Raw genomic sequence first — 24,238 nt, 5'->3', positions numbered from 1 at the left:
GGCTTCGTTACCGTAAGCCCCGGCTTTTGTTACGTGAAAATTCAGCGGTAACAGTTTTTTCACATCAGCAGGTGTTACCTGTGGGGCTGCGCTCTCAGCTTTCGCTGGCCACCCCGGTCTTGCGCCGTGGAATGCCCAGGCGCTGACGCCGTTCCCACAAACACTTGCGACTTACACCCAGTTTGCGGGCCAGTTCGGTCTCGGTCATATGGTCCTGATGCTCGAGCACGAAGTGCTGGAAGTAGTCTTCCAGTGACAAATCTTCCGTCGGCTCATGGCTGGTATTGCTACCGCCGCCCTGCTGCGGGGCCAGGCCGATGAAGTCGTCGTCATCCAGGTCGCTGAGCTCGATGTCGATGCCCAGCAACTCGGCAGAAATCTCCGGGCTCTCCGACAGAATCACGGCGCGCTCGACGGCGTTCTCCAGCTCACGCACGTTCCCTGGCCACGAGTAGTGACGGATCGCCTGCTCGGCGTCCGCGGCAAACTTCAGGTCGGTGCGGTCAATGCGTGCGCCTTGACGCAACAGGAACGCGTTGGCGATTTCGTTGACGTCGGCGCCGCGCTCGCGCAGGGCCGGCAATTTGAGCGCGATGACATGCAGGCGGTAATACAAGTCCTCACGGAACTGGCCGATCTTGGCCAGGCTCTTCAGGTCTCGGTGTGTCGCCGCGATCAATCGAACATCGACCTTCTGCGATTGCACCGAACCCACGCGACGAATTTCGCCTTCCTGCAGCACGCGCAGCAAACGCGCTTGGGCTTCCAGGGGCAGCTCGCCAATTTCATCAAGGAACAAGGTGCCGCCGTCCGCGGCCTCCACCAGGCCCGCACGCCCGGCGCTGGCGCCAGTGAACGCACCTTTCTCGTGGCCGAACAGCTCGGATTCGATCAGGGATTCGGGGATCGCCGCGCAGTTCACCGAGATCATCGGCGCCTTGGCGCGCTTGGACAGGTTGTGCAGGGCGCGGGCCACCAGTTCTTTGCCGGTGCCCGATTCGCCCTGGATCAATACATTGGAGTCGGTCGGCGCCACCTTGCGGATCTTGCTGTACAAGTCCTGCATCGGAGGGCAGGAGCCGATGATGCCGATCTCGCCATTGCTGTTGCTGGCGCCTGGTTTTTCGGCGCCGCTGGTCTTGCCGGTGGGGCGTGGCTCGGCAGGCGCACTGCTGGCCGACACACGGTCACGCAGGATGCGGGCCACGGCCTGGAGCATCTCGTCGTGATCGAAGGGCTTGGCGATGTAATCCACCGCGCCCATCTTCATCGAGTCCACCGCCGAGCGCAGGCTGGCGTAGCTGGTCATGATCAGCACCGGGGTGCCCTGGCCCAGCTTGATCAGCTCGGTGCCCGGGGCGCCTGGCAGGCGCAGGTCACTGACAATCAGGTCGAACGTGGGAATGCTGAATCGCTCTTGGGCTTCCTGCACCGAGCCGGCTTCGCTGACCTGGTACTGATTACGTTCAAGCAGGCGACGCAAGGCAGAGCGGATAATGGTTTCGTCTTCGACGATCAAAATGTGCGGCATTGATTCAATTCTCTCGACGGTCTCAGTTCACAGCGGACGTCGCTTCGACATGACGCGGCAAGGTCACCCGGATACGGGTGCCGCGTTGGCTTTGTGTGTCAGCCGGGCTGTCGATGGTGATTTGTCCATAATGCTCTTCAACGATGGAATAGACCAGTGCAAGGCCCAGACCGGTACCTTCACCGGGGTCCTTGGTGGTGAAGAAGGGTTCGAACAATCGGTCCATGATGTTCTGTGGAATGCCGCTGCCTTCGTCTTCCACGATCAGGTCGACCGTGTGCTCGAAAGCCTCGCTCTTGACGCGTACAGCACTGCCGGCCGGCGACGCGTCGCGGGCGTTGGACAGCAGGTTGATCAGCACCTGGGCCAGGCGTTGTGAGTCGCCATCGACCCAATGCTCCGGATCGCACAGGTTAAAGAACTGTACTTCGAAATTGCGCCGGTTCAAGGCCAACAGCCCAATGGCATCCTGGGCCACTTCGGCCAGGCACACCGCTTCGTCCTGATTCTGATGGGCGCCGGAGTGGGCAAAGCTCATCAACGACTGGACGATGCGTGAAACCCGCTTGGTCTGTTCAAGGATTTGCCCGCTGATTTCGGTGATTTCCCCGTCTTCTTCACGCTCTTCCCGCAGGTTTTGCGCCAGGCAGGCGATACCGGTGATCGGGTTACCGATTTCATGAGCAACGCCGGCCGCCAGGCGCCCAATGCTGGCCAGGCGTTCGGAGTGCACCAGCTTGTCTTCGAGCATCTGTGTATCGGTCAAATCTTCTACCAGCAGCACCAGGCCGCTGTTACCCGGCGCCAGAGGTTCGTCGATGGCCGCTTTGTGCAAGTTGAGCCAGCGGGTCTGGCCGTCGAGGGCCAAGTGCTGTTTGTGCAAGTGCTCGTCCGGCAGGTTGATGAAACCCTGCAGCAGCTCTTTCCAGGGATCGCCCAGGGTATTGAGGCGCGAACCCACCACCCGCTGGGCGGCGATGCCGGTGAGTTCTTCCATGGCCTTGTTCCACATCAGGATTTCCTGGTCCTTGGCCAGGGAACACACGCCCATCGGCAGTTCCTGCAGGGTCTGGCGGTGGTAACGGCGCAGGGCATCGAGTTCGGCCGCCAGGCCCGTGAGGCGCGAGTGGTAATCCTCCAGCCGGCTTTCGATGAAGTGGATGTCTTCGGTGACGTAGTTTTCGCCACCGGCCTTGTAGGGCAAGAAGGTTTCCACCATGTCCTGGGACACGCTCGGCCCCATCAAACCGGACAGGTTGGCTTCGATACGGTCACGCAGGCGGCGCAGGGCATAGGGGCGGCGCTCGTCAAATGGCAGGTAGAGGTCGCGCAGCGCCTGTTCGACTTCCTTTTGTGCGGCCTTGGCACCCAGGGGCTTGGCCAGTTGTGTGGCGAACTCTTGGGGCGAGGCCGCATGCAGTTCGCGGCGTTGCGGGCGGCGCACGTTGTCTACCGCACAGGCTTCTGCGGCGCTGGTTTCTTCGGCGCTGGCGTTAGTGAACAGCGAGATCAGGGTGAACATCAGTACGTTGGCGGCCAGCGAGGCGATGGCCGCCATGTGCCAACTGGTGTCGTCCAGCACGTAAATCATGTTCAGCAAGGGGATATAGAAGCCCTGCAAGTTGCCGACCAGCGGTAGCAGCATGGTCACGGTCCACACCAGGATCCCGGCCAGCAGCCCTGCAATAAAGCCACGGCGATTGGCGGTCGGCCAGTACAGCACCGACAACACGCCCGGCAGAAATTGCAAGGTGGCGACAAACGCGACGATGCCGAGGTTGGCCAGGTCTTGCCCGGCGCCCAGCAGCAGATAAAACGCGTAGCCGGCCATGATGATCGCGACGATCAGCGCGCGTCGGGTCCATTTCAACCAACGGTAGATATTGCCCTCGGCCGGCGGCTGGTACAGCGGCAGTACCAAGTGATTGAGCGCCATGCCCGAGAGTGCCAGGGTGGTGACGATGATCAACCCGCTGGCGGCCGACAACCCCCCGACATAGGCCAGCAGCGCCAGAGCCGGGCTGTTGGCGGCAATACCGATGCCCAGGGTGAAATACTCAGGGTTGGTGGTGGCCCCCAGTTTCAGGCCGGCCCACAGGATCAGCGGCACCGCCAGGCTCATCAGCAACAGGAACAGCGGCAAGCCCCAGCTGGCGCTGACCAGCGAGCGCGGGTTGAGGTTCTCGGTGAAGGTCATGTGGTACATGTGCGGCATCACGATCGCCGAGGCGAAGAACACCAGCAGCAGCGTTCGCCATGGGCCTTCCTGCAATGGCGTATGCAAGGCGGCGAGGGCGGTCTGGTTTTGCAGCAGCCACAGCTCCAGCTGTTGCGGCCCGTCGAACACACCGTAAAGCGCGTAAAGGCCGACGCCGCCGATGGCGATCAGCTTGATGACCGACTCAAAGGCAATCGCAAACACCAGGCCCTGGTGTTTCTCACGGGTGGCGATATGGCGAGAACCAAAGAAGATGGTGAACAAGGTGATCAGCGCGCAGAACGCCAGGGCAACCCGATGTTGCACGGGCTCGCGGGTCAGGATGCTGATGGAGTCGGCCACCGCCTGGATCTGCAGGGCCAGCAACGGCAGCACGCCGATCAACATGAAGATGGTGGTCAGCGCGCCGGCCCAGGTGCTGCGAAAGCGAAAGGCAAACAGGTCTGCCAGGGAGGACAGTTGGTAAGTCCGGGTGATTTTCAGGATCGGATACAGCAGCACCGGCGCCAACAGGAACGCGCCGGACACCCCCAGGTAACTGGAGAGAAAGCCGTAGCCGTACTGATAGGCCAGCCCCACCGTGCCGTAGAACGCCCAGGCACTGGCGTAGACGCCCAGGGACAAGGTGTAGGTCAGCGGATGGCGAATGATCGCCCGCGGAATCATTCCGCGCTCACTGATCCAGGCCACGCCGAATAACGCAGCCAGGTAGGCGGCGCTGATCAGCAGCATCTGGGTGAGACTAAAGCTCATCGGCATCTTTTTGGCTCTGCAGGATGAAGGTCACGACGATCAGGATCAGCCATAGCAGATAAGGGCGATACCAGGCGCCCGTGGCGTCGATCCACCAATCCATGATGGCGGGGGAGAACAGGTAGATCCCGACGACCAGCAGCAGGACCAAACGATAGATGTACATGTTGGCCTCTGATTAAAAATCTGCCGCGATGTTAACGGATGATGGGCAACCTGCAAGCGCCTTCAACTCAATTGCGCTTCGGCCAGGGTCAGTGTGCGCGGGATGCGGGTGGCGTCCCAGTGTGCAATGCCCCAATCCAGCAGTTCTCGTGGGCTGGCGTACTGCAACTGCGCGTCTGGCTCTTGGCCAAGGGCACGCAGCGCTCTGAGCAGCAAAGGCGTGGCCTGGTCGGCTGTCAACGGTGGAGAGCGGTAGGACTTGCCCAGCTTGTTGCCGTCTGGCTGCACGATCAGCGGCACGTGCAAGTAACGGGGTTGGCGCAGGCCGAGCAGTTCTTGCAAGTAAAGCTGGCGCGGCGTGGAGTCGAGCAGGTCGGCGCCGCGTACGATATCGGTTACACCTTGCCAGGCGTCGTCGAGCACCACCGCCAGTTGGTAGGCGTAGAGGCCATCGCGCCGACGAATGATGAAGTCGCCGGCATCGCGACCCAGATGCTGCCGGAACTCGCCCTGGACGCGGTCGACAAAGTGATACTCCAACTCGGGCACGCGCAGGCGGATCGCGGCATCCTGCTGTTCGTGGCCGGCATTGCGGCACAAGCCTGGGTAAATCCCGTTGTAGGGCTCCAATTGCTTGCGCGAGCAGGTGCAGGCGTAGGCCAGGCCGTGGTTGAACAGGTCGTTGAGCACTTTAGCGTAGGCATCATGCCGCTCGCTCTGGCGAACCAGTTCGCCATCCCATTCAAAGCCATAGCTTTCCAGCGCATGCAGGATCGCCGCCTGAGCGCCGGGCTCTTCACGGGGAGGGTCAAGGTCTTCCATGCGCATCAACCAACGGCCGTGGTGGGCGCGTGCATCGAGGTAGGAGGCGAGGGCGGCAACCAGGGAACCGAAGTGCAAATGGCCGCTGGGTGTGGGGGCGAAACGCCCAATATAGGTAGAGGCTGTCATGGCCCGGATACTACTGCATAACCGGTAAACGCCAGAAACAAAAATGGAGCGTTCGCACGCTCCATTCGTTCAGCTCGGCAAAGTTACTTGCCGACCTGTTTTTCCTTGATTTCAGCCAAGGTCTTGCAGTCTACGCACAGGTCCGCGGTTGGACGGGCTTCCAGTCGGCGAATACCGATTTCGACGCCGCAGGATTCACACCAGCCGTATTCTTCGTCTTTGATCAGTTGCAGGGTCTTGTCGATCTTCTTGATCAACTTGCGCTCGCGATCGCGGGCGCGCAGTTCGAGGGCGAACTCTTCTTCCTGGCTGGCGCGATCGGCCGGGTCAGGGAAGTTGGCCGCTTCATCCTTCATATGGTCAACCGTACGGTCGACTTCCTGCATCAAGTCCTGTTTCCACTTGTTGAGGATCTTGGTGAAGTGCTCGCGCATGGGCTCGCCCATGTACTCCTCGCCCTTTTTTTCGACATAGGGTTCGAAGCCGCCGAGGCCTTGAGTCTGCTGTTGCTTTGCTTGGGTGGACATGAATAGACCGCCTCTCACTCTTCTAATCCATTGCGCAGGATTGCAACGTCACCGACACCTGCCGGCCCTGCGGCTGCAAGCGGGCGAACTTACCAGATAGATTCAGGGTGCGCTACTCCCGGTTGTCGAGGCCCAAGGCAAAGGGGTTGCAAACCGCAGCAGCCCGCCATGACTGGGTATGTATCGCCTCGAATGTTGATTTTAGCTGTTTTACGAGCGCGCGCAGGGTGCACTTGCAGCCCCAATCAGGCAATAGAGCATGTTTTACCGTGAGGGTTCGGTAGAATCCAGATTTTGTCCTCACCGTCTAAGGAAGGCTAATGGCTCAGCCCTACAGTGCGCGTAGTCGCGCCATCGAACCTTTTCATGTCATGGCGTTACTGGCGCGTGCCAATGAGCTGCAGGCAGCCGGTCACGACGTGATCCACCTGGAAATCGGCGAGCCGGACTTCACCACCGCCGAGCCGATCATACAGGCCGGCCAAGCGGCGTTGGCAAACGGTAAAACACGCTACACCGCCGCCCGCGGCTTGCCCGAGTTGCGCGAGGCCATCAGTGGTTTCTACCAGCAACGCTACGGATTGAGCATCGACCCGCAGCGCATTCTGGTCACCCCCGGTGGCTCCGGCGCGTTATTGCTGGCCAGCAGTTTGCTGGTGGATCCGGGTAAGCATTGGCTGCTGGCGGACCCAGGCTACCCCTGCAACCGGCACTTCCTGCGCCTTGTGGAAGGCGCGGCGCAGTTGGTGCCGGTCGGCCCAGACGTACGCTACCAGTTGACCGCCGATCTGGTGGCCAGGCATTGGGACCAGGACAGTGTCGGTGCATTGGTGGCATCGCCCGCCAACCCCACCGGCACGATCCTCACCCGGGACGAGTTGGCTGGGCTGTCGGGCGCCATCAAGGCGCGCAACGGTCACCTGGTGGTCGACGAGATATATCACGGACTCACCTACGGCACCGACGCCGCCAGCGTGCTGGAAGTCGATGATGACGCCTTTGTCCTGAATAGTTTTTCGAAGTATTTCGGCATGACCGGCTGGCGCCTCGGTTGGCTGGTGGCGCCCCCTGAAGCGGTGGGTGAGTTGGAGAAGTTGGCGCAGAACCTCTACATCAGTGCGCCAAGCATGGCCCAACATGCCGCCTTGGCTTGTTTCACCCCGCAAACTCTGGAGATTCTGGAGCAGCGCCGTGCCGAATTTGGTCGCCGCCGAGACTTCCTGCTGCCGGCTCTGCGTGAGCTGGGGTTCGGTATCGCCGTGGAGCCCGAAGGTGCTTTTTATCTGTATGCCGATATCAGCGCGTTCGGCGGCGATGCCTTCGCGTTTTGCCGGCATTTCCTCGAAACCGAGCATGTGGCCTTTACGCCCGGGTTGGATTTCGGTCGCTACCAGGCGGAGCACCATGTGCGTTTTGCCTACACGCAAAACCTCGATCGGCTGCAAGAAGCGGTGGAGCGGATTGCCCGTGGTTTGCGGAGTTGGCAAGGCTGATGCGTTTTAATCCTCCTCTTGAAGAAGGGCGGCTGATCCGCCGCTACAAGCGCTTTCTCACCGATATCGAAACCGTTACCGGCGAGTTACTCACCATTCACTGCCCTAACACCGGTTCGATGCTCAACTGCATGGTCGAAGGTGGCCAGGTCTGGTTCAGCCGTTCTACGGATCCCAAGCGCAAGCTGCCTGGCACGTGGGAAATTGCCGAAACGCCCCAGGGCCGGCTGGCGTGCGTCAACACCGCGCGTGCCAACCAGTTGGTGGAAGAAGCCTTGCTGGCCGGTGCTCTCACTGAGCTCAACGGCTTTACTGCGTTGAAGCGTGAGGTGCCTTATGGCCAGGAGAAAAGCCGCATCGACTTTCGCCTGGATTACCCTCAGGGCGCTGCGTTTGTCGAGGTCAAAAGCGTCACCCTGGGCTTTGATGGCAGCTCAGTGGCGGCTTTCCCCGATGCGGTGACGCAGCGCGGTGCCAAGCACTTGCGTGAGCTGGCCCACCTGGCGCGCGACGGTATACGGGCGGTGCAGCTGTATTGCGTGAACCTGTCGGGGATCGACGCGGTGCGCCCGGCTGTGGAAATCGACGCTGGTTATGCGACGGCGCTACGTGAGGCCAAGGCCGCAGGTGTGGAGGTGCTGGCCTACGGCGTACGGGTCACGCCTCAGGAGATTTACGTCGAGCGTCGGCTGAAAGTGCTGCTGGGCGATTAGAGATCGACCCACAATCCTTGTTCGTCTTCACGGCCGGGCAGGGCAGTGAGGTGTTGGCCTGCGCAGGGCCCGGCGATGCACTCGCCGCTTTCAATCAGAAACAATGCGCCATGGGTGGCGCATTGGATCAGGCTGGCGCTGTCGTCGAGGAAGCGATCAGGTTGCCATTCCAGCGGGATACCACGATGGGGGCAGCGGTTGAGATAGAAGTACGCAATGCCGTCCCGACGCACCGCCAACAGCCTGTGGCCATCGATATCAAAACCGCGGCTGCTGTTGGGGGCGAGGTCGCCTGAGGTGCAGAGAAACTTCATTTCAATCCTTAAGTGCCTTGACGTTCAAATGCAAACAATTATCAAATGCCCGCTTCGCCCGTCAGCTGACTGGGTGCTCAATACGATGCCTGGCAGGGGTTATCTGTCACATCAATGAGTGCTTGAGTGGCCCTGCCCTAGGAAGGAAACCCTGTTATGCGCCTGAGTACCAGCGCTATTGCGCTTGTTGCCTCACTGCTGGTCAACCCTGGGGCGCACGCCTCTGAACTGCCGCAACGCTGGGTGAGTGCCGGTGGGGCGCTGTCGGAGTGGGTGACGGCCCTGGGCGGTGAATCGAAGTTGGTGGGAGTGGATACCACCAGTCAGCATCCCGCCTCGCTCAAGGCCTTGCCGAGCATTGGTTACCAGCGGCAGTTGTCGGCCGAAGGCATTCTCAGCCTGCGTCCGCAAATCCTTGTGGGCACGGAGGAAATGGGGCCTCCGCCGGTGCTGGCGCAGATTCGCAGTGCCGGGGTGCAGGTGGATATGTTCTCGGCCCAGCCGGATTTGCCCACGCTCAAAGGCAACCTTGCACACCTGGGGAAACTACTCGGCAGTGAGGACCAGGCTAATGCCTTGTTTGCCGTGTATGAGCAGGCGCTGGCACAGCAAAAAAATTGGGTGGCCAAGGCCCAGGCCACACAAAAAGCTCCAGGCGTGCTGTTGCTGCTCGGCCATGCCGGTGGCAAGCCGCTGATCGCGGGCAAGGACACCGCCGCTGATTGGATGTTGCAGCAGGCTGGGGGGCGTAATCTCGCCACGCATGTGGGATACAAGCCGTTTTCCGTCGAATCGCTGGCAGGGTTGAGCCCTGAGGTGCTGGTATTTGCTGATCGCGCCCTGACCGGTGACGCGGCGCGCGCAGCCTTGTTCAAAGAAAACCCGATCCTTGCCTCTACGCCGGCAGCCAAGAGTGGCCGCGTGTTTGAGTTGGATCCGACCTTGCTGGTAGGCGGCCTTGGGCCCCGATTGCCGCAAAGCCTGGAGAAACTGTCTGCCGGTTTTTATCCGTCCCAGCCTAAGCCTGCTCCATGACCACTCTGGTTAAGCCAAAAACGCTGTTTATCGGGCTATCGCTGCTGTGTGTATTGGCGATCTGGCTCTCATTGGCACTGGGGCCGGTCAGCCTGCCGTTAGTGGACACCCTCAGGGCTGCGTTAAGGCTGATGGGCGTACCGATTGAGGCCCAGGGGTTGGAGCAGGCCGAGTTGATCCTGGGGCAGATTCGCCTGCCGCGGACCCTGTTGGGGCTGGCGGTCGGCGGTGTGCTGGCGTTGTCGGGCGTGGCGATGCAGGGGTTGTTCCGCAACCCGCTGGCCGACCCTGGCTTGGTCGGCGTGTCCAGCGGGGCGGCGCTGGGAGCGGCGGTGGCGATTGTCGGTGGCTCGCTCTTTGGCGGGCTGCCGGATGCTTTCGGGCCGTATCTGTTGTCGCTGTGCGCATTTCTCGGTGGCCTGGGCGTCACGGCATTGGTCTATCGCCTGGGGCGTCGCAATGGCCAGACCAATGTCGCGACGATGTTGCTTGCCGGTATCGCGCTGACGGCCCTGGCCAGTTCGACCGTGGGCCTGTTTACCTATCTGGCGGACGATGCCACCTTGCGCACCCTGACGTTCTGGAACCTGGGTAGCCTCAATGGCGCAAGTTATTCGCGGTTGTGGCCCTTGCTGCTGGTGAGTGCAGGGGTGGCGCTGTGGTTGCCGCGCCGGGCCAAGGCGCTGAACGCGCTGCTGTTGGGGGAGTCCGAGGCCAACCATCTAGGTATTGATGTCGAGGGGCTCAAGCGCGAGTTGGTGTTTTGCACGGCCTTGGGTGTTGGCGCCGCAGTGGCGGCGGCGGGAATGATTGGTTTTGTCGGTTTGGTGGTACCACATCTGGTGCGGCTGCTGGCGGGGCCGGATCATCGGGTGTTGTTACCGGCCTCGGTGTTGGCGGGCGCGAGCCTGCTGTTGTTTGCGGACCTGGTGGCGCGCCTGGCGTTGGCGCCGGCGGAACTGCCGATCGGTATTGTCACTGCGTTTATCGGTGCGCCGTTTTTCCTCTATTTATTGTTACGAGGGCGCGCCTGATGTTGCGGGTAGAAGCATTGCAGATCCGGCGCGGTGGTAAGACTGTGCTGGCCGATGTCACCTTGGACCTATTGCCGGGCGAAGTGCTGGGCGTGCTGGGCCCCAATGGCGCCGGCAAAAGTACCTTGCTTGGGGCGCTGTGCGGGGAGTTGCAGCCGGATCAGGGCAAGGTCTGGCTGGATCAGCAGGCGCTCAAGCACATGACCGGTGTGCAGCGTGCCCAGCGCCTGGCGGTGCTGCCACAATCCTCCACCCTGGACTTTGCCTTTCGTGTCGAAGAGGTGGTGGGCATGGGCCGCTTGCCTCATCAGACCGGGCGATTGCGCGACGACGAAATCATCAACGCCGCGCTGCAGGCTGCTGATGTAGGCCACCTGAGTGGCCGCAGTTACCTGGCCTTGTCGGGTGGCGAGCGGCAGCGTGTGCACCTGGCACGGGTATTGGCGCAGTTATGGCCGGGTGAGGCAGGGCAGACGTTGCTGCTGGATGAGCCCACATCAATGCTCGACCCTCTGCACCAACACACCACCTTGCAAGCTATCCGACATTTTGCCGACAGAGGCGCTGCGGTGCTGGTCATCCTGCATGATTTGAACCTGGCGGCGCGCTACTGCGACCGGATCCTGTTGCTGGAAAACGGCCGCCCCCACGCGTTGGATACGCCCTCTAAGGTCCTGCAACCAGAGCCACTGAAGGCTGTATTCGGTCTGGATGTATTGGTACAGCCGCATCCGGAGCGTGGGCATCCGTTGATCATTGCGCGTTAAGGCCGGTTAATTCGCGGGCAAAAAAAGACCCGGCAAGAGCCGGGTCAAATAACCGTGATTAGCCTGATGAGGAGATAATCTGAGAGTCCGAACCAATGGTCTTTCAGTTATCGGCTGATCTCGCGACCAGTTGTGATAATCATAACGATTCTCATTTGAGAGTCAACATTTGTTTTCCTGCTTCATCCAGTTTTCTCAAACGCTCGTTTGCAATGCCCATCAACACTGGGTTTGAGTGCCGCTCTAGTTCTTCTGATGTACTGAGATCGCTTCCAACTGACGGTTCAAGGCCTCCTTGCGCTCCGTGGGTATGTCGTTCCAGTGCACATCCATCAATGCCCCTTCAATGGCATACAGCAGAACCTTCGAAGCTCGAAACCCGCGCGTGCGCACGGCTCGGTAGGCATCGACCGCCCCTAGCCGACGCAAGTCGGACGCGCTGTGGATGCCCACCGCATGCAGCCACTGCGCTGACGTCTTGCCAAGGTTTTTCAGGTGTTGCAGCTCATCGTTCATCAAGCCTCCTTGCGTTGGCCGAATGGTGCGGTGGGTGTCGTGACCAGGCAGCCTGAAAATGAGTGTAGCGCTCAGTAGGAAAAGCGTGGTTCTTTGGTCAGAAAGGGCTGAAAAGCTTATAAGGATGGCGCGACGGCGCTTGCTCGCAGGCAGGCGCAAAGTGCCCGGCAGGCAGGGGGGCTGGCCGGTACTCGGTGTGTGGGGTTACTTGGTGCGGTAGCGCAGGCGAGTGCCGAAATTGACCGACATGAGTATTTCGTCAGCCGTGAGTTCGGGCGGGAAATAAGCACCCGAAATCTGCGCATGGGCCAGGCTGGCGCCTTCCAGTGAGCAGCCACGCAAGTCCAGGCCGCGTAGGTCGGCAGAGCGAAAATAGGCGTCGGTGAAGTCAATGCAGGTGGCGTTAAGGTCGCGCAGGTCCAGCCCTCGAAAGTCGCCGCCGCGCATGTCGATCGTGCCGTTTTCAGGGCGCTCCTGGTTGAAGCCGTGGATGTCGTCCTTGTGCAGGAGGGCATAGAGCTGGGTATCAAGAAGCTTGGGCTGACTCATGATCGCGACTCTGGCTGGTGTTATGATGCCAGTATAGTGCCACTATCGCTGGGTCGCGCGCCGAAGACGACGACGCGACCAAGAAATATTTCTTACAGGCCCGGCAGGTGCTGACGGATATGCCCGACCAACGCGTCGAGCGTCCCGCTTTCATTGGTCTCCACACGCTTGCTGAGCAGCAGTTCCTCGGCAGTCAGCGGATCACGAGTGGCTTGTTGTTCTTCGATAACGGCCAGTGTGGCGTCAGACGGATCGTTTTTATCCGCCTGACGTTGTGCCAGCCAACTGGTAATAACGGCTTGCGGGGCGTTGCAGTCGAGGATCAGGAACGGCGCGCCAGTGGCTTCGGCAACCTGGGCGGCAGCGTCACGCTGTGCGCGTTTCAGGAAAGTGGCATCCAGCACCACCGGGTAGCCGGCGCGCAGCACGGTGTCGGCAATCTCGTTCAGACGTGTGTAGGTGGCAGCGCTGGCGTCCTGATTGTAGATACCGGCCTGCAGGGTGTTCTCTACCTGTTGTTCGCCAAACAGGCGCTTGCGCTCTACATCCGAACGCAGGCGCACCGCGCCCAGGGCTTCGACCAGGCGCATGGCCACGTGGCTCTTGCCCACCGCTGAAACGCCATGGGTGATTGCCAGGAAGCGCGAGGGGATGGTGCTGTAGCTTTCCGCCAGGTTGGCGTAGTTGCGGTACTGGCGCAGGGTGGTAGCGCGTTGCACGGGGTTGGCTTCGCTCGGCATGCTGAACAGCGCAACCTTGGCGCGCACCAATGCACGGTAGGCTTTATAGAAGTTCAGGAGCTCCAGGCCCTGGTAGTCGCCGGTCAATTCCAGATACTGGCTTATGAAGCGCCGTGCCAGGCATTTCAGGCCGCGATCTTCCAGGTCCATCGCCAAAAAAGCGGTGTCGGCGTACACGTCGGTAAAGCGGAAAGGCTCGTTGAACTCGATGCAGTCGAAGATCACCACGCGGCCATCGATCAGCGTGGCGTTGCCCAGGTGAATGTCGCCGTGGCATTCGCGGGTATAGCCATCGAGCTTGCGTTGCGCAAGCAAAGGCTTGAGGCGTTCGAAGCTGCTTTCAGCCCAGGCTTGCAGAGCCTCCAGCTGAGTCAGGTCGGCCTTGTCGCTAAGGAACGGGCGGATCTGGTCAAAGTTCTGGCGTACCGGAGCCATCACCTCTTCCGGCGTGCCGGCGGGGTGATCTTGCGGGACTTTGGGGGCGTTGAGGTGGAACTGGGCGATCTGCTTGGCCATCTCATCGATGTGCGCGCTGGTCAGTTCGCCGTTGGCTTGCAGGGTGCTGAGCATCTGGCTTTGCGGGAACTGGCGCATTTTCAGCGCGTACTCGATGGCCGGGCCGTCGCCACGCAGTTGCGGCGCCTCGGCAGTGCCGGTAATCGGCAACACTTCAAGATACAAATCTTCGGTCAGGCGCTGGTTGAGGCGCAGTTCTTCGCGGCAGAAATGTCCACGATCATCCAGGTGGGTGAAGTCCAGGAAGCCGAAGTTCATCGGTTTCTTCAGCTTATAAGCGTAGGGCCCCGTCAGTATCACCCAGGAAATATGGGTCTCGATGACTTGAAACGCTTCAACCGGATGAGGGTACAAGGCCGGGTTTTGCAGGGCAGCGATCAGGGTCTGGCTCACGGGCGATCCTTCAAAGTCTGGGGAAAATCATGGGGGGCATTATGGCTGCTGATGCCAGTCGTGCAAACCGCTGTCCGGCTCATGTTGATCATCAATAAAGTGCGTATAATCCGCCGCCATGACTCGAACCCGATCTCCCCGTTCCCGTAAAAAACCTCCTTCCCGCGGCCCGCGCCCTTGGCTGGGCTGGGTGATCAAGCTTGGCCTGGTGGGCCTTGTGGCGGTCGCCGGCCTTGCGGTGTACCTCGATGCCGTGGTGCAGGAAAAATTCTCCGGCAAGCGCTGGACGATTCCGGCCAAGGTGTATGCACGCCCGCTGGAGCTGTTCTCCGGCCAGAAGCTGAGCAAGGATGACTTCCTTACCGAGCTCGATGCGCTGGGCTACCGCCGCGAACCCGTGAGCAATGGCCCTGGCGCTGCGGCGGTCAGCGGTAATACCGTCGACCTGAACACCCGTGGCTTCCAGTTCTACGAAGGCCTGGAAAAAGCCCAGCCGGTGCGCGTGCGTTTCTCTGGCGACTATGTGGCTGAGCTGTCGTCGCTCAATGGCTCCAAGCTGCCGGTGGTGCGTCTTGAACCGTTGCTGATCGGCGGTATTTACCCGAAAAATCTTGAAGATCGCATCCTGATCAAGCTCGATCAGGTACCGCCGTATCTGCTCGAAACCCTGGTCGCTGTCGAAGACCGCGATTTCTATAGCCACTGGGGTGTGTCGCCGAAGTCGATCGCCCGTGCTATCTGGGTCAACACGTCCGGCGGCAAGATGACCCAGGGCGGCAGTACGCTGACCCAGCAACTGGTCAAGAACTTCTACCTGACCAACGAACGCAGCCTGACCCGTAAACTCACCGAAGCCATGATGGCGATGTTGCTGGAGCTGCATTACAGCAAGCAGGAAATCCTCGAGGCTTACCTCAACGAGGTATTCGTCGGTCAGGATGGCCAGCGCGCCGTGCACGGTTTTGGCCTGGCCAGCCAGTTCTTCTTCGGGCAGCCGTTGTCCGAATTGAAATTGCATCAGGTTGCGTTGCTGGTGGGGATGGTCAAGGGGCCGTCCTATTACAACCCGCGCCGCAACCCGGAGCGTGCGCTTGAACGTCGCAACCTGGTGCTCGATGTACTGGAGCAGCAGGGTGTGGCCACCGCTGAACAAGTGGCCGCTGCGAAAAAAATGCCACTGGGTGTGACAACCCGCGGCAAGCTGGCGGATAGCTCGTTCCCGGGCTTTATCGACCTGGTCAAGCGCCAACTGCGCGAAGACTACCGCGACGAAGACTTGACCGAAGAGGGGCTGCGGATCTTCACCAGCTTCGACCCCATCCTGCAGATGAAGGCCGAAGCGTCGGTCAACGACACCTTCAAGCGCCTGACTGGCCGTAAGGGCTCGGATGAAGTCGAGGCCGCCATGGTCGTGACCAATCCGGAAACCGGGGAGGTCCAGGCCATGATCGGCAGCCGCCAGGCCAGTTTCGCCGGTTTCAACCGCGCGCTGGATGCCGTGCGGCCGATTGGCTCGCTGGTCAAGCCTGCGGTTTATCTCACTGCACTGGAAAAACCCAGCAAGTACACGCTGACCAGTTGGCTGTCCGATGACCCGCTGTCGATCAAAGGCGCGGATGGCCAGGTATGGACGCCCAAGAACTTCGACCGCCGTTCCCATGGCACGGTGTTCCTGTATCAAGGATTGGCGCATTCCTACAACATCTCGACCTCGCGTCTGGGGCTTGAAGTGGGTGTGCCGAACGTGCTGAAGACTCTGGCGCGACTGGGAGTCGAACGCGAATTCCCGGCGTTCCCGTCCATGCTCCTGGGCGCTGCGGCCATGACGCCGATGGAAGTGACCACCATGTACCAGACCCTGGCCAATGGTGGCTTCAATACGCCGATGCGCGGTATTCGCAGTGTGCTGACCGCCGATGGCGAACCGCTCAAGCGTTACCCGTTCCAGATTCAGCAGCGCTTCGACGCGGGCTCCATCTACCTGATCCAGAACGCCATGCAGCGCGTGATGCGCGAGGGTACGGGGCGTTCGGTCTACAGCGTGCTGCCGTCGAACCTGACCCTGGCGGGCAAGACCGGTACCAGTAACGACTCCCGCGACAGCTGGTTCGCAGGTTTCGGCCAGGATGTACTGGCCGTGGTATGGCTGGGGCGCGACGACAATGGCAAGACGCCGTTCACCGGTGCCACCGGCGCGCTGCAGGTATGGACTAGTTTCATGCGCAAGGCTGACCCGTTGCCGCTCAACATGCCGCAGCCGGACAATATTGTGCAGGCCTGGATTGATCCGCACACCGGCCAAGGCTCCGATGCCAACTGTCCGGGCGCGGTGCAGATGCCGTATATTCGCGGCAGCGAACCACCACCCGGCCCTGCGTGCGGTGGCAGTGCTCCTGCTGACGCGGATTCGGTGATGGATTGGGTCAAGGGCTGGATGAATTAAGCAAAGAGGGTTTCAAGTGAACAAGTTGTGGATTCCAGCAATTACGGCTCTGGCTTTGCTCGGCGGTTGCTCCAGCGTGCAGCGCGGCTCTATCCCTGTGGTGGACTCAAGCACGTCCGTTTCCAATAACGACCGCATTTCGGCCAATGGCGGCTTCCGTCAGACCGTGGTCAAACGGCCAGCCCAAGCTGCAACCCAGGCAATTCCCCAGGATTCCGGCGTCGTAGTGATGGTGCCCGGCAGTGGGGCTGCAACCTCGGCGCCTATCAGTGCCGAGCCATGGACCCCAGGCCCGAGCACTTCCGGGCCGGTGAACTCCACGCCGATTCAAACCGCGCCGGTCAATCAGGGCACCTACAACATGCCTTCGACGCCGAGCGGTATTCCCTCATCGTCCAGTGCGGGCGGGTTATCGGCGGACGAACAACTCGATGGCCCGGTGCTGGCGTTGCTCACCACCGCTCAGCAGCAGCAGGCGGGTGGCGATTTGAATGGCGCCTCGTCGAGCCTTGAACGTGCCCAGCGCGTGGCGCCGCGTGAGCCACAAGTGCTCTATCGCCTGGCCCAGGTGCGCATGGCCCAGGGCGATGCGCCCCAGGCGGAGCAATTCGCTCGCCGTGGCCTGAGCCTGGCCAATGGGCGCCCAGACCTGCAAGCCAGCCTGTGGGCCTTGATCGGGGATGCGCGTGCCGCCCAGGGCGATGCAGCGGGTGCCGCCCAGGCGCGGCAAAAAGCCAAGGTCAGCCTCTGATGGATGCGCGTTTTCCCGCGATTGCCGAGCAGTTATTGCTGATCGAGCGCGAACTGCGCGTGCAGGGCTGGTGGGATGAAGTATCCCCCGGTGTTGAAGCCCTCAGCAGCGTCGAACCCTTTTCCGTCGATACTCTTGATTTCCACCAATGGCTGCAGTGGATCTTCCTCGCGCGTATGAAGCAGATCCTGGAACAGGACCTGCCCTTGCCGAATGCGTCGGGGATCCTGGAAATGGCCGAGATGGTCTACGCCGACCGGCCGCGGGAGAGCCTCGGCTTGCGTAACGCGCTGAAAAAGTTCGATCAATTGATCGCCGACGCTCGTTAATTGCCTGACTGCCGGTTTTTCCGGCAGTCTTGCGCACATTTCTACCGCTTGACGACATTCAGGCGAGTTTTATCCCTCCTCAAAGCCCTTTCTTCTGCGTTCTCATGCGCTTAGTTGGAAAAAAGCGCAATTATTGCTTGACTTGAAGGGCGTGAAACAGAAGAATCCAAAGTCCGCTGTATCGGGACTGCCAGAAGCAGGCCCGCTCAGCAGATCATGAGGCGCACATCCGCGCCGACCTGTAACACCCGCAACGCGTTACCTCGCGCTGGGTGGGAAAAGCCCGCAACACTTGGGACGATCCCAATACTTGCTCAGTCAGTGCTGACGTAGTCGGCGACCACCGTCGCTCATGCTCTGTTGAGAAGTAAACCTATTAAGACCCGTCGGTTTTTTAACGGACGGTATTCTGGCGTTTTAGAGGTGAACAACGTGGAGCTTTTATCTGGCGGTGAGATGCTCGTCCGCTTTTTGCGTGACGAAGGCGTCGACTATATCTACGGGTACCCAGGTGGTGCTCTGCTGCATGTCTACGACGCACTGTTCAAGGAACCGGCTGTTACCCACATCCTGGTTCGCCACGAACAGGCCGCGACCCATATGGCTGACGGTTACGCCCGTGCCACCGGTAAAGCCGGCGTGGTACTGGTAACCTCCGGCCCAGGCGCAACCAATGCCATCACCGGCATCGCGACTGCGTATATGGACTCCATCCCGATGGTGATCATCTCTGGCCAGGTGCCTAGCACCATGGTCGGCACCGACGCTTTCCAGGAAACCGACATGATCGGTATTTCCCGCCCGATCGTGAAACACAGCTTCATGATCAAGCACGCGTCGGAAATCCCGGAAGTCATGAAAAAGGCGTTTTACCTCGCACAGTCCGGTCGCCCGGGCCCTGTGGTGGTCGATATCCCGAAAGACATGACCAACCCGGCCGAAAAATTCGAATACGTTTTTCCCAAGAAAGCCAAGCTGCGTTCCTACAGTCCGGCCGTCCGTGGGCACTCGGGGCAGATCCGCAAGGCGGCAGAAATGCTCCTGGCGGCCAAGCGCCCCGTGTTGTACTCCGGCGGTGGCGTGATTCTGGGCGGCGGTTCCGCGCCACTCACCGAACTGGCCAAGCTGCTCAACCTGCCGGTGACCAACACCCTGATGGGCCTCGGCGCATTCCCGGGTTCGGACCGTCAGTTTGTCGGCATGCTCGGCATGCACGGCAGCTACACCGCCAACCTCACCATGCACCACGCCGATGTGATCCTCGCCGTGGGCGCGCGGTTCGATGACCGAGTGATCAACGGCGCGAGCAAATTCTGCCCGAATGCCAAGATCATCCACATCGACATCGACCCGGCGTCCATCTCCAAGACCATCAAGGCCGATGTGCCAATCGTGGGGCCTGTAGAAAGTGTACTGACCGAAATGGTCGCTGCACTCAAGGACATCGGCGAAACGCCGAACAAGGAGTCCGTTGCCAGCTGGTGGAAGCAGATCGACGAATGGCGCGGTGATCGTGGCCTGTTCCCTTATGACAAGGGCGACGGCAGCATCATCAAGCCACAAACCGTGATCGAAACCCTGTGCGAAGTGACCAAGGGCGACGCCTTTGTGACCTCCGACGTGGGCCAGCACCAGATGTTCGCGGCGCAGTACTACAAGTTCGACAAGCCTAACCGCTGGATCAACTCCGGTGGCCTCGGCACGATGGGCTTTGGTTTCCCTGCGGCCATGGGGGTGAAACTGAGCTTCCCGGATGCCGACGTTGCCTGCGTCACCGGCGAAGGCAGCATCCAGATGAACATCCAGGAGCTGTCGACGTGCCTGCAATACGGTCTTCCCGTGAAGATTGTCTGCTTGAACAACGGCGTGCTCGGCATGGTTCGTCAATGGCAGGACATGAGCTACGGTAGCCGTCACTCCCATTCCTACATGGAATCGTTGCCGGATTTCATCAAGTTGGTTGAAGCCTATGGCCACGTCGGCATTCGCATCACTGATTTGAAAGATCTGAAGCCGAAGATGGAAGAAGCGTTCGCCATGAAGGACCGCCTGGTGTTCATCGATATTCAGGTGGATACCAGCGAGCACGTCTACCCGATGCAGATCAAAGACGGCTCTATGCGCGACATGTGGCTGAACAAGACGGAGCGTACTTAATCATGCGGCATATTATCTCCCTGCTTCTGGAGAACGAACCCGGCGCTCTGTCTCGTGTTGTCGGCCTGTTTTCGCAACGCAACTACAACATCGAAAGCCTGACCGTGGCCCCGACCGAAGACCCGACCCTGTCGCGCCTGACGTTGACCACCGTAGGCCACGATGAGGTGATCGAGCAGATCACCAAGAACCTCAACAAGCTGATCGAAGTGGTCAAGCTGGTCGACCTGTCGGAAAGCGCTCACATCGAGCGCGAACTGATGCTGGTCAAGGTCAAGGCCACTGGCGCCCAGCGTGCCGAGATCAAGCGCACTACCGATATTTATCGCGGGCAGATCGTCGATGTGAGCGCCAGCGTTTATACCGTTCAACTGACCGGTACCAGCGACAAACTGGACAGCTTCATCCAGTCGATCGGGACGGCCTCGATTCTGGAAACCGTACGCAGTGGTGTCACCGGGATTGCCCGTGGCGACAAAGTACTCAGCATCTAACCCAATTAGCGAATGGCCTTACGGCCTGGATATATAGAGGAACCTCATGAAAGTTTATTACGATAAAGATTGTGACCTGTCGATCATCCAGGGCAAGAAAGTCGCCATCATCGGCTACGGTTCCCAGGGTCACGCTCAAGCGTGCAACCTGAAAGATTCCGGCGTTGACGTGACCGTTGGCCTGCGTAAAGGCTCGGCCACTGTCGCCAAGGCTGAAGCCCATGGCCTGAAAGTGACCGACGTTGCTTCTGCTGTTGCGGCTGCCGACCTGGTCATGATCCTGACCCCGGACGAGTTCCAGTCCTCGCTGTACAAGAACGAAATCGAGCCGAACATCAAGAAGGGCGCTACCCTGGCCTTCTCCCACGGCTTCGCGATTCACTACAACCAGGTCGTGCCGCGCGCTGACCTCGACGTGATCATGATCGCGCCGAAAGCACCGGGCCACACCGTGCGTTCCGAGTTCATCAAAGGCGGCGGTATCCCTGACCTGATCGCGATCTACCAGGATGCGTCGGGCAATGCCAAGAACGTTGCACTGTCCTACGCTGCTGGCGTGGGTGGCGGTCGTACCGGCATCATCGAAACCACGTTCAAGGACGAGACCGAAACCGACCTGTTCGGCGAACAAGCCGTTCTGTGCGGCGGTACCGTTGAGCTGGTAAAAGCTGGTTTCGAAACCCTGGTTGAAGCTGGCTACGCGCCGGAAATGGCCTACTTCGAATGCCTGCACGAACTCAAGCTGATCGTTGACCTCATGTACGAAGGCGGTATCGCCAACATGAACTACTCGATCTCCAACAACGCCGAGTACGGCGAGTACGTGACCGGTCCGGAAGTGATCAACGCCGAGTCCCGTCAGGCCATGCGCAACGCCCTGAAACGTATTCAGGACGGCGAATACGCCAAAATGTTCATCAGCGAAGGCGCTACCGGCTACCCTTCGATGACCGCCAAGCGTCGTAATAACGCCGCTCACGGTATCGAAGTCATCGGCGAGCAACTGCGCTCCATGATGCCGTGGATCGGTGCCAACAAGATCGTCGACAAAGCCAAGAACTAAGTCGTACGCATCAAGGGAAAACGCGGCTTAGGCCGCGTTTTTTCGTTTGAGGGGTTGGTTCTGGTATAAAGCTGCATCGTTTGCAGGCGAACACTCGCTGCAAGTATCTGTCGAATTTTTTCACACCGTTGCAAGGTAAAGTCCATGAGCGAACGTCCCGAAGAGCCAAACCAGGCTTCCGACGCCGAAAGCATGCTGCCGATTGATGAACATGTCGAAGAAGGGCATGACGCCGAAGGCCGCAAGGTCCGGCATCGTGGCATCTATCTGCTGCCCAACCTGTTCACCACGGCGAATCTGTTCGCCGGCTTCTACTCCATCATCAACTCCATGAGTGCCCAGAGCGCGCTGGCGGCGGGTGATGCGGCGAGTGCCAGCAAATACTTTGGCTTTGCTGCTATCGCAATTTTCGTGGCCATGGTGCTCGACGGCCTGGATGGTCGCGTGGCGCGTATGACCAATACTCAAAGTGCTTTTGGCGCCGAGTACGACTCGTTGTCGGACATGGTTGCCTTTGGTGTTGCCCCCGCACTGCTGGCGTTTGCCTGGGCATTGGGTGACATGGGCAAGGTCGGCTGGATGGTTGCCTTCATCTATGTCGCGGGTGCCGCTTTGCGCCTGGCGCGCTTCAACACCCAGGTAGGGACTGCCGACAAGCGCTACTTCATCGGCCTTGCCAGCCCGGCAGCGGCGGGTGTTGTCGCGGGGATTGTATGGGCGTTCAGTGACTACGGGATTCAGGGATCGAAGATGTCGTTCCTGGTTGCCCTGATGGTGGCAGCGGCCGGCATGCTGATGGTCAGCAACATCAAGTACAACAGCTTCAAGGAATTTGACCTCAAGGGGCGCGTGCCTTTCGTGGCCATCCTTGTGGTGGTGCTGGTGTTCGCGGTCGTGTTCAGTGATCCACCGCGTATCCTGCTGCTGGCGTTCCTGGCCTATGCGGCTTCTGGCCCGATTCAGTACTTGTTGCGTCTGCGTCGGGACAAAACATTGTCTTAATGTAATTTCCCCCATACTCCGCAGTCTATTGGTGCATCAGTTCTCCAACGCTGCGGAGTTACCATGTTAATCAAATTACCCAAAGCGTCCGATTGTCACGAATCGGATGTCACGCCTGAATCTTTCTATCTCTCTCGCCGCAGCCTGCTCGGTGGTGCGCTTGCCGGTGTTGCCGCCAGCAGCTTGCCGCGTTGGGCCAGTGCCGGCGATGCTTCGCGGTATGCCGACGTCGAGCCGGGCAGTGCGCCCAACTGGTTTACGGAAAAACTTCCGAATGCGAAGTGGCAGTCGGTGACGGTCAAAGATGAGGCCATCACGCCATTCAAGGATGCAACTCACTACAACAACTTCTATGAGTTCGGGACAGGCAAGGGCGACCCGGCAACGAATGCGGGCTCGCTCAAGACGCAGCCCTGGAGTGTGGTGATTGATGGTGAAGTCGCAAAACCTGGGCGCTATGCCCTGGAGGACTTCATGAAACCCTATGCGCTGGAAGAGCGCATCTACCGCCTGCGTTGCGTCGAGGCATGGTCCATGGTGATTCCGTGGATAGGCTTTCCCATCTCGGCGTTGCTCAAGCAGGTCGAGCCAACCTCCAAAGCCAAGTACATCCGTTTTGAAACCCTTCAGGATCCCAAGAGCATGCCTGGGCAACGCTCAAGTTTCGGCTTGATCGATTGGCCTTATGTGGAAGGGCTGCGCCTGGATGAGGCGATGAATCCGTTGGCGATCCTCGCTGTGGGCATGTACGGGCGGGAGTTGCCTAACCAGAACGGTGCACCGTTGCGCTTGGTGGTGCCGTGGAAGTATGGCTTCAAGAGTGTGAAGTCCATCGTGCGTATCAGTCTGGTCAGTGAGCAGCCGAAAACGACCTGGCAGAGTATTGCATCTGATGAGTATGGGTTTTATGCGAATGTGAATCCTACGGTCGATCACCCGCGCTGGACCCAGGCGCGGGAGCGCCGTCTGCCGAGCGGCCTGTTTAGTCCGAATGTGCGCGAGACGCAGATGTTCAATGGCTATTCGGATGAGGTCGCTTCTTTATATACAGGCCTCGATCTGCGGAAGAACTACTGATGCGCTATCCCATCTGGCGCATCGGCGTGTTTGTAGCCGCAGCAGTGTGGCCATTGCTCTGGCTGTATGAAGCATGGAGTTCTGCGCTGGGGCCAGATCCAGGCAAGGTGCTCGTTGATCGCCTGGGTTTGGGGACGCTCATTTTATTGCTGATCACGCTTGCTATGACGCCGCTGCAGAAGTTGAGCGGTTGGGCGGGGTGGATAGCAGTGCGACGACAGTTGGGGCTGTGGTGCTTTGCTTATGTTGTGCTGCACCTGGCGGCCTATTGTGTGTTTGTCCTGGGGCTGGATTGGTCGCAGCTCGGCGTAGAGTTGAGCAAGCGGCCCTACATCATTGTGGGGGCGCTGGGGTTTGTTGCTCTCCTTATGTTGGCCGTTACGTCGAACCGCTATAGCCAGCGTCGGTTGGGTAGTCGCTGGAAGAAGCTGCATCGTCTGGTCTATGTGATTCTTGGGCTCGGTTTGCTGCACATGCTATGGATAGTGCGGGCGGATCTGAAGGAGTGGGCTATCTACGCTTCTATAGGTGCGCTACTTCTGTTGATGCGGGTGCCGCCGGTAATGCGTCGAATCCCTCGCCTTATTGCTAAAAAAGCGCCTTCTGCCACAAAAGCGTAATTAAGCCTTGACGGCAGATTCTGGAAGCCTATAATTCGCCCCACTTCCGGCGCAGTCGAAACGGAAAACTCCTTGGTAAACAATGAG

At 59.9% G+C, this 24,238-nt stretch carries 23 protein-coding genes; 14 read left to right on the top strand and 9 right to left on the bottom strand.

Annotation, left to right across the window (positions count from 1 at the left end; translation table 11 throughout):
* Window positions 1-94 precede the first annotated feature (94 nt).
* The 5 genes from ACTJLA_RS05255 to dksA all read right to left on the bottom strand — a co-directional run bounded on the left by ACTJLA_RS05255 (window position 95) and on the right by dksA (window position 6,145).
* Window positions 95-1,531: a sigma-54-dependent transcriptional regulator gene (locus ACTJLA_RS05255; protein WP_096144125.1), complete on the bottom strand. Its 1,437-nt coding sequence runs from the start codon at window positions 1,529-1,531 to the stop codon at window positions 95-97.
* Between the two features lie 22 nt (window positions 1,532-1,553).
* Entirely contained in the window at window positions 1,554-4,508 is a 2,955-nt protein-coding gene (locus ACTJLA_RS05250; protein ID WP_161975095.1) for a sensor histidine kinase, read from the bottom strand.
* Entirely contained in the window at window positions 4,492-4,668 is a 177-nt protein-coding gene (locus tag ACTJLA_RS05245) for a hypothetical protein (protein WP_003176118.1), read from the bottom strand. Before ACTJLA_RS05245 ends, ACTJLA_RS05250 begins: the two co-directional genes overlap by 17 nt.
* A 62-nt stretch (window positions 4,669-4,730) precedes the next feature.
* Window positions 4,731-5,618, bottom strand: a complete 888-nt coding sequence (gene gluQRS / locus ACTJLA_RS05240) for a tRNA glutamyl-Q(34) synthetase GluQRS (protein WP_314551710.1) — start codon at window positions 5,616-5,618, stop codon at window positions 4,731-4,733.
* A gap of 83 nt (window positions 5,619-5,701) precedes the next feature.
* The gene (dksA, locus tag ACTJLA_RS05235; RefSeq protein WP_003194150.1) at window positions 5,702-6,145 is read right to left on the bottom strand and encodes an RNA polymerase-binding protein DksA; all 444 of its coding nucleotides are present in this window, start codon (window positions 6,143-6,145) and stop codon (window positions 5,702-5,704) included.
* A gap of 320 nt (window positions 6,146-6,465) precedes the next feature.
* On the opposite strand from dksA, the gene ACTJLA_RS05230 reads away from it, so the two are divergent.
* Window positions 6,466-7,638, top strand: coding sequence for a pyridoxal phosphate-dependent aminotransferase (locus ACTJLA_RS05230; RefSeq protein ID WP_314551716.1), 1,173 nt, complete (start codon window positions 6,466-6,468; stop codon window positions 7,636-7,638).
* Complete coding sequence (gene sfsA, locus ACTJLA_RS05225; protein ID WP_314551719.1) at window positions 7,638-8,351, top strand: DNA/RNA nuclease SfsA; 714 nt, start codon at window positions 7,638-7,640, stop codon at window positions 8,349-8,351. The genes ACTJLA_RS05230 and sfsA overlap by 1 nt, the downstream gene beginning before the upstream one ends.
* On the opposite strand, the gene ACTJLA_RS05220 is transcribed toward sfsA, so the two are convergent.
* Entirely contained in the window at window positions 8,348-8,665 is a 318-nt protein-coding gene (locus ACTJLA_RS05220) for a Rieske (2Fe-2S) protein (RefSeq protein WP_034127019.1), read from the bottom strand. The two genes, sfsA and ACTJLA_RS05220, sit on opposite strands and share 4 nt — an antisense overlap.
* A gap of 156 nt (window positions 8,666-8,821) precedes the next feature.
* On the opposite strand from ACTJLA_RS05220, the gene ACTJLA_RS05215 reads away from it, so the two are divergent.
* From ACTJLA_RS05215 to ACTJLA_RS05205, 3 genes are read left to right on the top strand one after another with little or no spacing between them, the layout of a single operon-like run.
* Window positions 8,822-9,700, top strand: a complete 879-nt coding sequence (locus ACTJLA_RS05215; RefSeq protein WP_060764111.1) for a heme/hemin ABC transporter substrate-binding protein — start codon at window positions 8,822-8,824, stop codon at window positions 9,698-9,700.
* Window positions 9,697-10,734, top strand: a complete 1,038-nt coding sequence (locus ACTJLA_RS05210) for a FecCD family ABC transporter permease (protein WP_057975459.1) — start codon at window positions 9,697-9,699, stop codon at window positions 10,732-10,734. Before ACTJLA_RS05215 ends, ACTJLA_RS05210 begins: the two co-directional genes overlap by 4 nt.
* Complete coding sequence (locus tag ACTJLA_RS05205) at window positions 10,734-11,501, top strand: heme ABC transporter ATP-binding protein (protein ID WP_054898033.1); 768 nt, start codon at window positions 10,734-10,736, stop codon at window positions 11,499-11,501. The genes ACTJLA_RS05210 and ACTJLA_RS05205 overlap by 1 nt, the downstream gene beginning before the upstream one ends.
* Window positions 11,502-11,744: 243 nt before the next feature.
* On the opposite strand, the gene ACTJLA_RS05200 is transcribed toward ACTJLA_RS05205, so the two are convergent.
* The 3 genes from ACTJLA_RS05200 to ACTJLA_RS05190 all read right to left on the bottom strand — a co-directional run bounded on the left by ACTJLA_RS05200 (window position 11,745) and on the right by ACTJLA_RS05190 (window position 14,215).
* Window positions 11,745-12,017 (bottom strand): TfoX/Sxy family protein, encoded by a 273-nt coding sequence (locus ACTJLA_RS05200; protein WP_003194139.1) that lies wholly within the window; start codon window positions 12,015-12,017, stop codon window positions 11,745-11,747.
* Between the two features lie 204 nt (window positions 12,018-12,221).
* A complete protein-coding gene (locus ACTJLA_RS05195; RefSeq protein WP_314551734.1) occupies window positions 12,222-12,566 on the bottom strand; it encodes a pentapeptide repeat-containing protein in 345 nt (114 codons plus the stop codon).
* Window positions 12,567-12,658: 92 nt separating this feature from the next.
* A complete protein-coding gene (locus tag ACTJLA_RS05190) occupies window positions 12,659-14,215 on the bottom strand; it encodes an AAA family ATPase (protein WP_314551737.1) in 1,557 nt (518 codons plus the stop codon).
* Window positions 14,216-14,333: 118 nt separating this feature from the next.
* On the opposite strand from ACTJLA_RS05190, the gene mrcB reads away from it, so the two are divergent.
* The 9 genes from mrcB (at window position 14,334) to msrQ (ending at window position 24,151) form a co-directional block, all read left to right on the top strand.
* Window positions 14,334-16,658, top strand: coding sequence for a penicillin-binding protein 1B (gene mrcB / locus ACTJLA_RS05185; protein ID WP_054917944.1), 2,325 nt, complete (start codon window positions 14,334-14,336; stop codon window positions 16,656-16,658).
* Between the two features lie 16 nt (window positions 16,659-16,674).
* Window positions 16,675-17,409: a tetratricopeptide repeat protein gene (locus ACTJLA_RS05180; RefSeq protein WP_054917942.1), complete on the top strand. Its 735-nt coding sequence runs from the start codon at window positions 16,675-16,677 to the stop codon at window positions 17,407-17,409.
* A complete protein-coding gene (locus ACTJLA_RS05175) occupies window positions 17,409-17,738 on the top strand; it encodes a YqcC family protein (protein WP_034127027.1) in 330 nt (109 codons plus the stop codon). Before ACTJLA_RS05180 ends, ACTJLA_RS05175 begins: the two co-directional genes overlap by 1 nt.
* A gap of 432 nt (window positions 17,739-18,170) precedes the next feature.
* A complete protein-coding gene (locus ACTJLA_RS05170; RefSeq protein WP_014719928.1) occupies window positions 18,171-19,895 on the top strand; it encodes an acetolactate synthase 3 large subunit in 1,725 nt (574 codons plus the stop codon).
* Window positions 19,896-19,897: 2 nt separating this feature from the next.
* Window positions 19,898-20,389 (top strand): acetolactate synthase small subunit, encoded by a 492-nt coding sequence (gene ilvN / locus ACTJLA_RS05165; RefSeq protein WP_003176102.1) that lies wholly within the window; start codon window positions 19,898-19,900, stop codon window positions 20,387-20,389.
* A 46-nt stretch (window positions 20,390-20,435) separates the two neighbouring features.
* Window positions 20,436-21,452: a ketol-acid reductoisomerase gene (gene ilvC / locus ACTJLA_RS05160; protein ID WP_054917939.1), complete on the top strand. Its 1,017-nt coding sequence runs from the start codon at window positions 20,436-20,438 to the stop codon at window positions 21,450-21,452.
* Between the two features lie 144 nt (window positions 21,453-21,596).
* Window positions 21,597-22,454, top strand: a complete 858-nt coding sequence (gene pssA, locus ACTJLA_RS05155) for a CDP-diacylglycerol--serine O-phosphatidyltransferase (protein WP_014719927.1) — start codon at window positions 21,597-21,599, stop codon at window positions 22,452-22,454.
* A gap of 63 nt (window positions 22,455-22,517) precedes the next feature.
* Window positions 22,518-23,531 carry a protein-methionine-sulfoxide reductase catalytic subunit MsrP gene (gene msrP / locus ACTJLA_RS05150; RefSeq protein WP_054917937.1) on the top strand — a complete coding sequence of 338 codons (1,014 nt, stop codon included), beginning with the start codon at window positions 22,518-22,520 and terminating at the stop codon, window positions 23,529-23,531.
* Entirely contained in the window at window positions 23,531-24,151 is a 621-nt protein-coding gene (gene msrQ / locus ACTJLA_RS05145) for a protein-methionine-sulfoxide reductase heme-binding subunit MsrQ (protein ID WP_034127029.1), read from the top strand. The genes msrP and msrQ overlap by 1 nt, the downstream gene beginning before the upstream one ends.
* Window positions 24,152-24,238 lie beyond the last annotated feature (87 nt).

Source organism: Pseudomonas sp. 22072 (assembly GCF_052046095.1).
Taxonomy (GTDB): Bacteria; Pseudomonadota; Gammaproteobacteria; order Pseudomonadales; family Pseudomonadaceae; genus Aquipseudomonas; species Aquipseudomonas paracarnis.
The sequence above is the reverse complement of the archived record's forward strand: the minus strand, read 5'-3'. Positions and strand labels throughout refer to the sequence as shown.

Coding starts and splice junctions, on each gene's coding strand:
- ACTJLA_RS05255 (WP_096144125.1), bottom strand. CDS start 1,531: ATGCCGCACATTTTGATCGTCGAAGACGAAACCATTATCCGCTCTGCC.
- ACTJLA_RS05250 (WP_161975095.1), bottom strand. CDS start 4,508: ATGCCGATGAGCTTTAGTCTCACCCAGATGCTGCTGATCAGCGCCGCC.
- ACTJLA_RS05245 (WP_003176118.1), bottom strand. CDS start 4,668: ATGTACATCTATCGTTTGGTCCTGCTGCTGGTCGTCGGGATCTACCTG.
- gluQRS (WP_314551710.1), bottom strand. CDS start 5,618: ATGACAGCCTCTACCTATATTGGGCGTTTCGCCCCCACACCCAGCGGC.
- dksA (WP_003194150.1), bottom strand. CDS start 6,145: ATGTCCACCCAAGCAAAGCAACAGCAGACTCAAGGCCTCGGCGGCTTC.
- ACTJLA_RS05230 (WP_314551716.1), top strand. CDS start 6,466: ATGGCTCAGCCCTACAGTGCGCGTAGTCGCGCCATCGAACCTTTTCAT.
- sfsA (WP_314551719.1), top strand. CDS start 7,638: ATGCGTTTTAATCCTCCTCTTGAAGAAGGGCGGCTGATCCGCCGCTAC.
- ACTJLA_RS05220 (WP_034127019.1), bottom strand. CDS start 8,665: ATGAAGTTTCTCTGCACCTCAGGCGACCTCGCCCCCAACAGCAGCCGC.
- ACTJLA_RS05215 (WP_060764111.1), top strand. CDS start 8,822: ATGCGCCTGAGTACCAGCGCTATTGCGCTTGTTGCCTCACTGCTGGTC.
- ACTJLA_RS05210 (WP_057975459.1), top strand. CDS start 9,697: ATGACCACTCTGGTTAAGCCAAAAACGCTGTTTATCGGGCTATCGCTG.
- ACTJLA_RS05205 (WP_054898033.1), top strand. CDS start 10,734: ATGTTGCGGGTAGAAGCATTGCAGATCCGGCGCGGTGGTAAGACTGTG.
- ACTJLA_RS05200 (WP_003194139.1), bottom strand. CDS start 12,017: ATGAACGATGAGCTGCAACACCTGAAAAACCTTGGCAAGACGTCAGCG.
- ACTJLA_RS05195 (WP_314551734.1), bottom strand. CDS start 12,566: ATGAGTCAGCCCAAGCTTCTTGATACCCAGCTCTATGCCCTCCTGCAC.
- mrcB (WP_054917944.1), top strand. CDS start 14,334: ATGACTCGAACCCGATCTCCCCGTTCCCGTAAAAAACCTCCTTCCCGC.
- ACTJLA_RS05175 (WP_034127027.1), top strand. CDS start 17,409: ATGGATGCGCGTTTTCCCGCGATTGCCGAGCAGTTATTGCTGATCGAG.
- ilvN (WP_003176102.1), top strand. CDS start 19,898: ATGCGGCATATTATCTCCCTGCTTCTGGAGAACGAACCCGGCGCTCTG.
- ilvC (WP_054917939.1), top strand. CDS start 20,436: ATGAAAGTTTATTACGATAAAGATTGTGACCTGTCGATCATCCAGGGC.
- pssA (WP_014719927.1), top strand. CDS start 21,597: ATGAGCGAACGTCCCGAAGAGCCAAACCAGGCTTCCGACGCCGAAAGC.
- msrP (WP_054917937.1), top strand. CDS start 22,518: ATGTTAATCAAATTACCCAAAGCGTCCGATTGTCACGAATCGGATGTC.
- msrQ (WP_034127029.1), top strand. CDS start 23,531: ATGCGCTATCCCATCTGGCGCATCGGCGTGTTTGTAGCCGCAGCAGTG.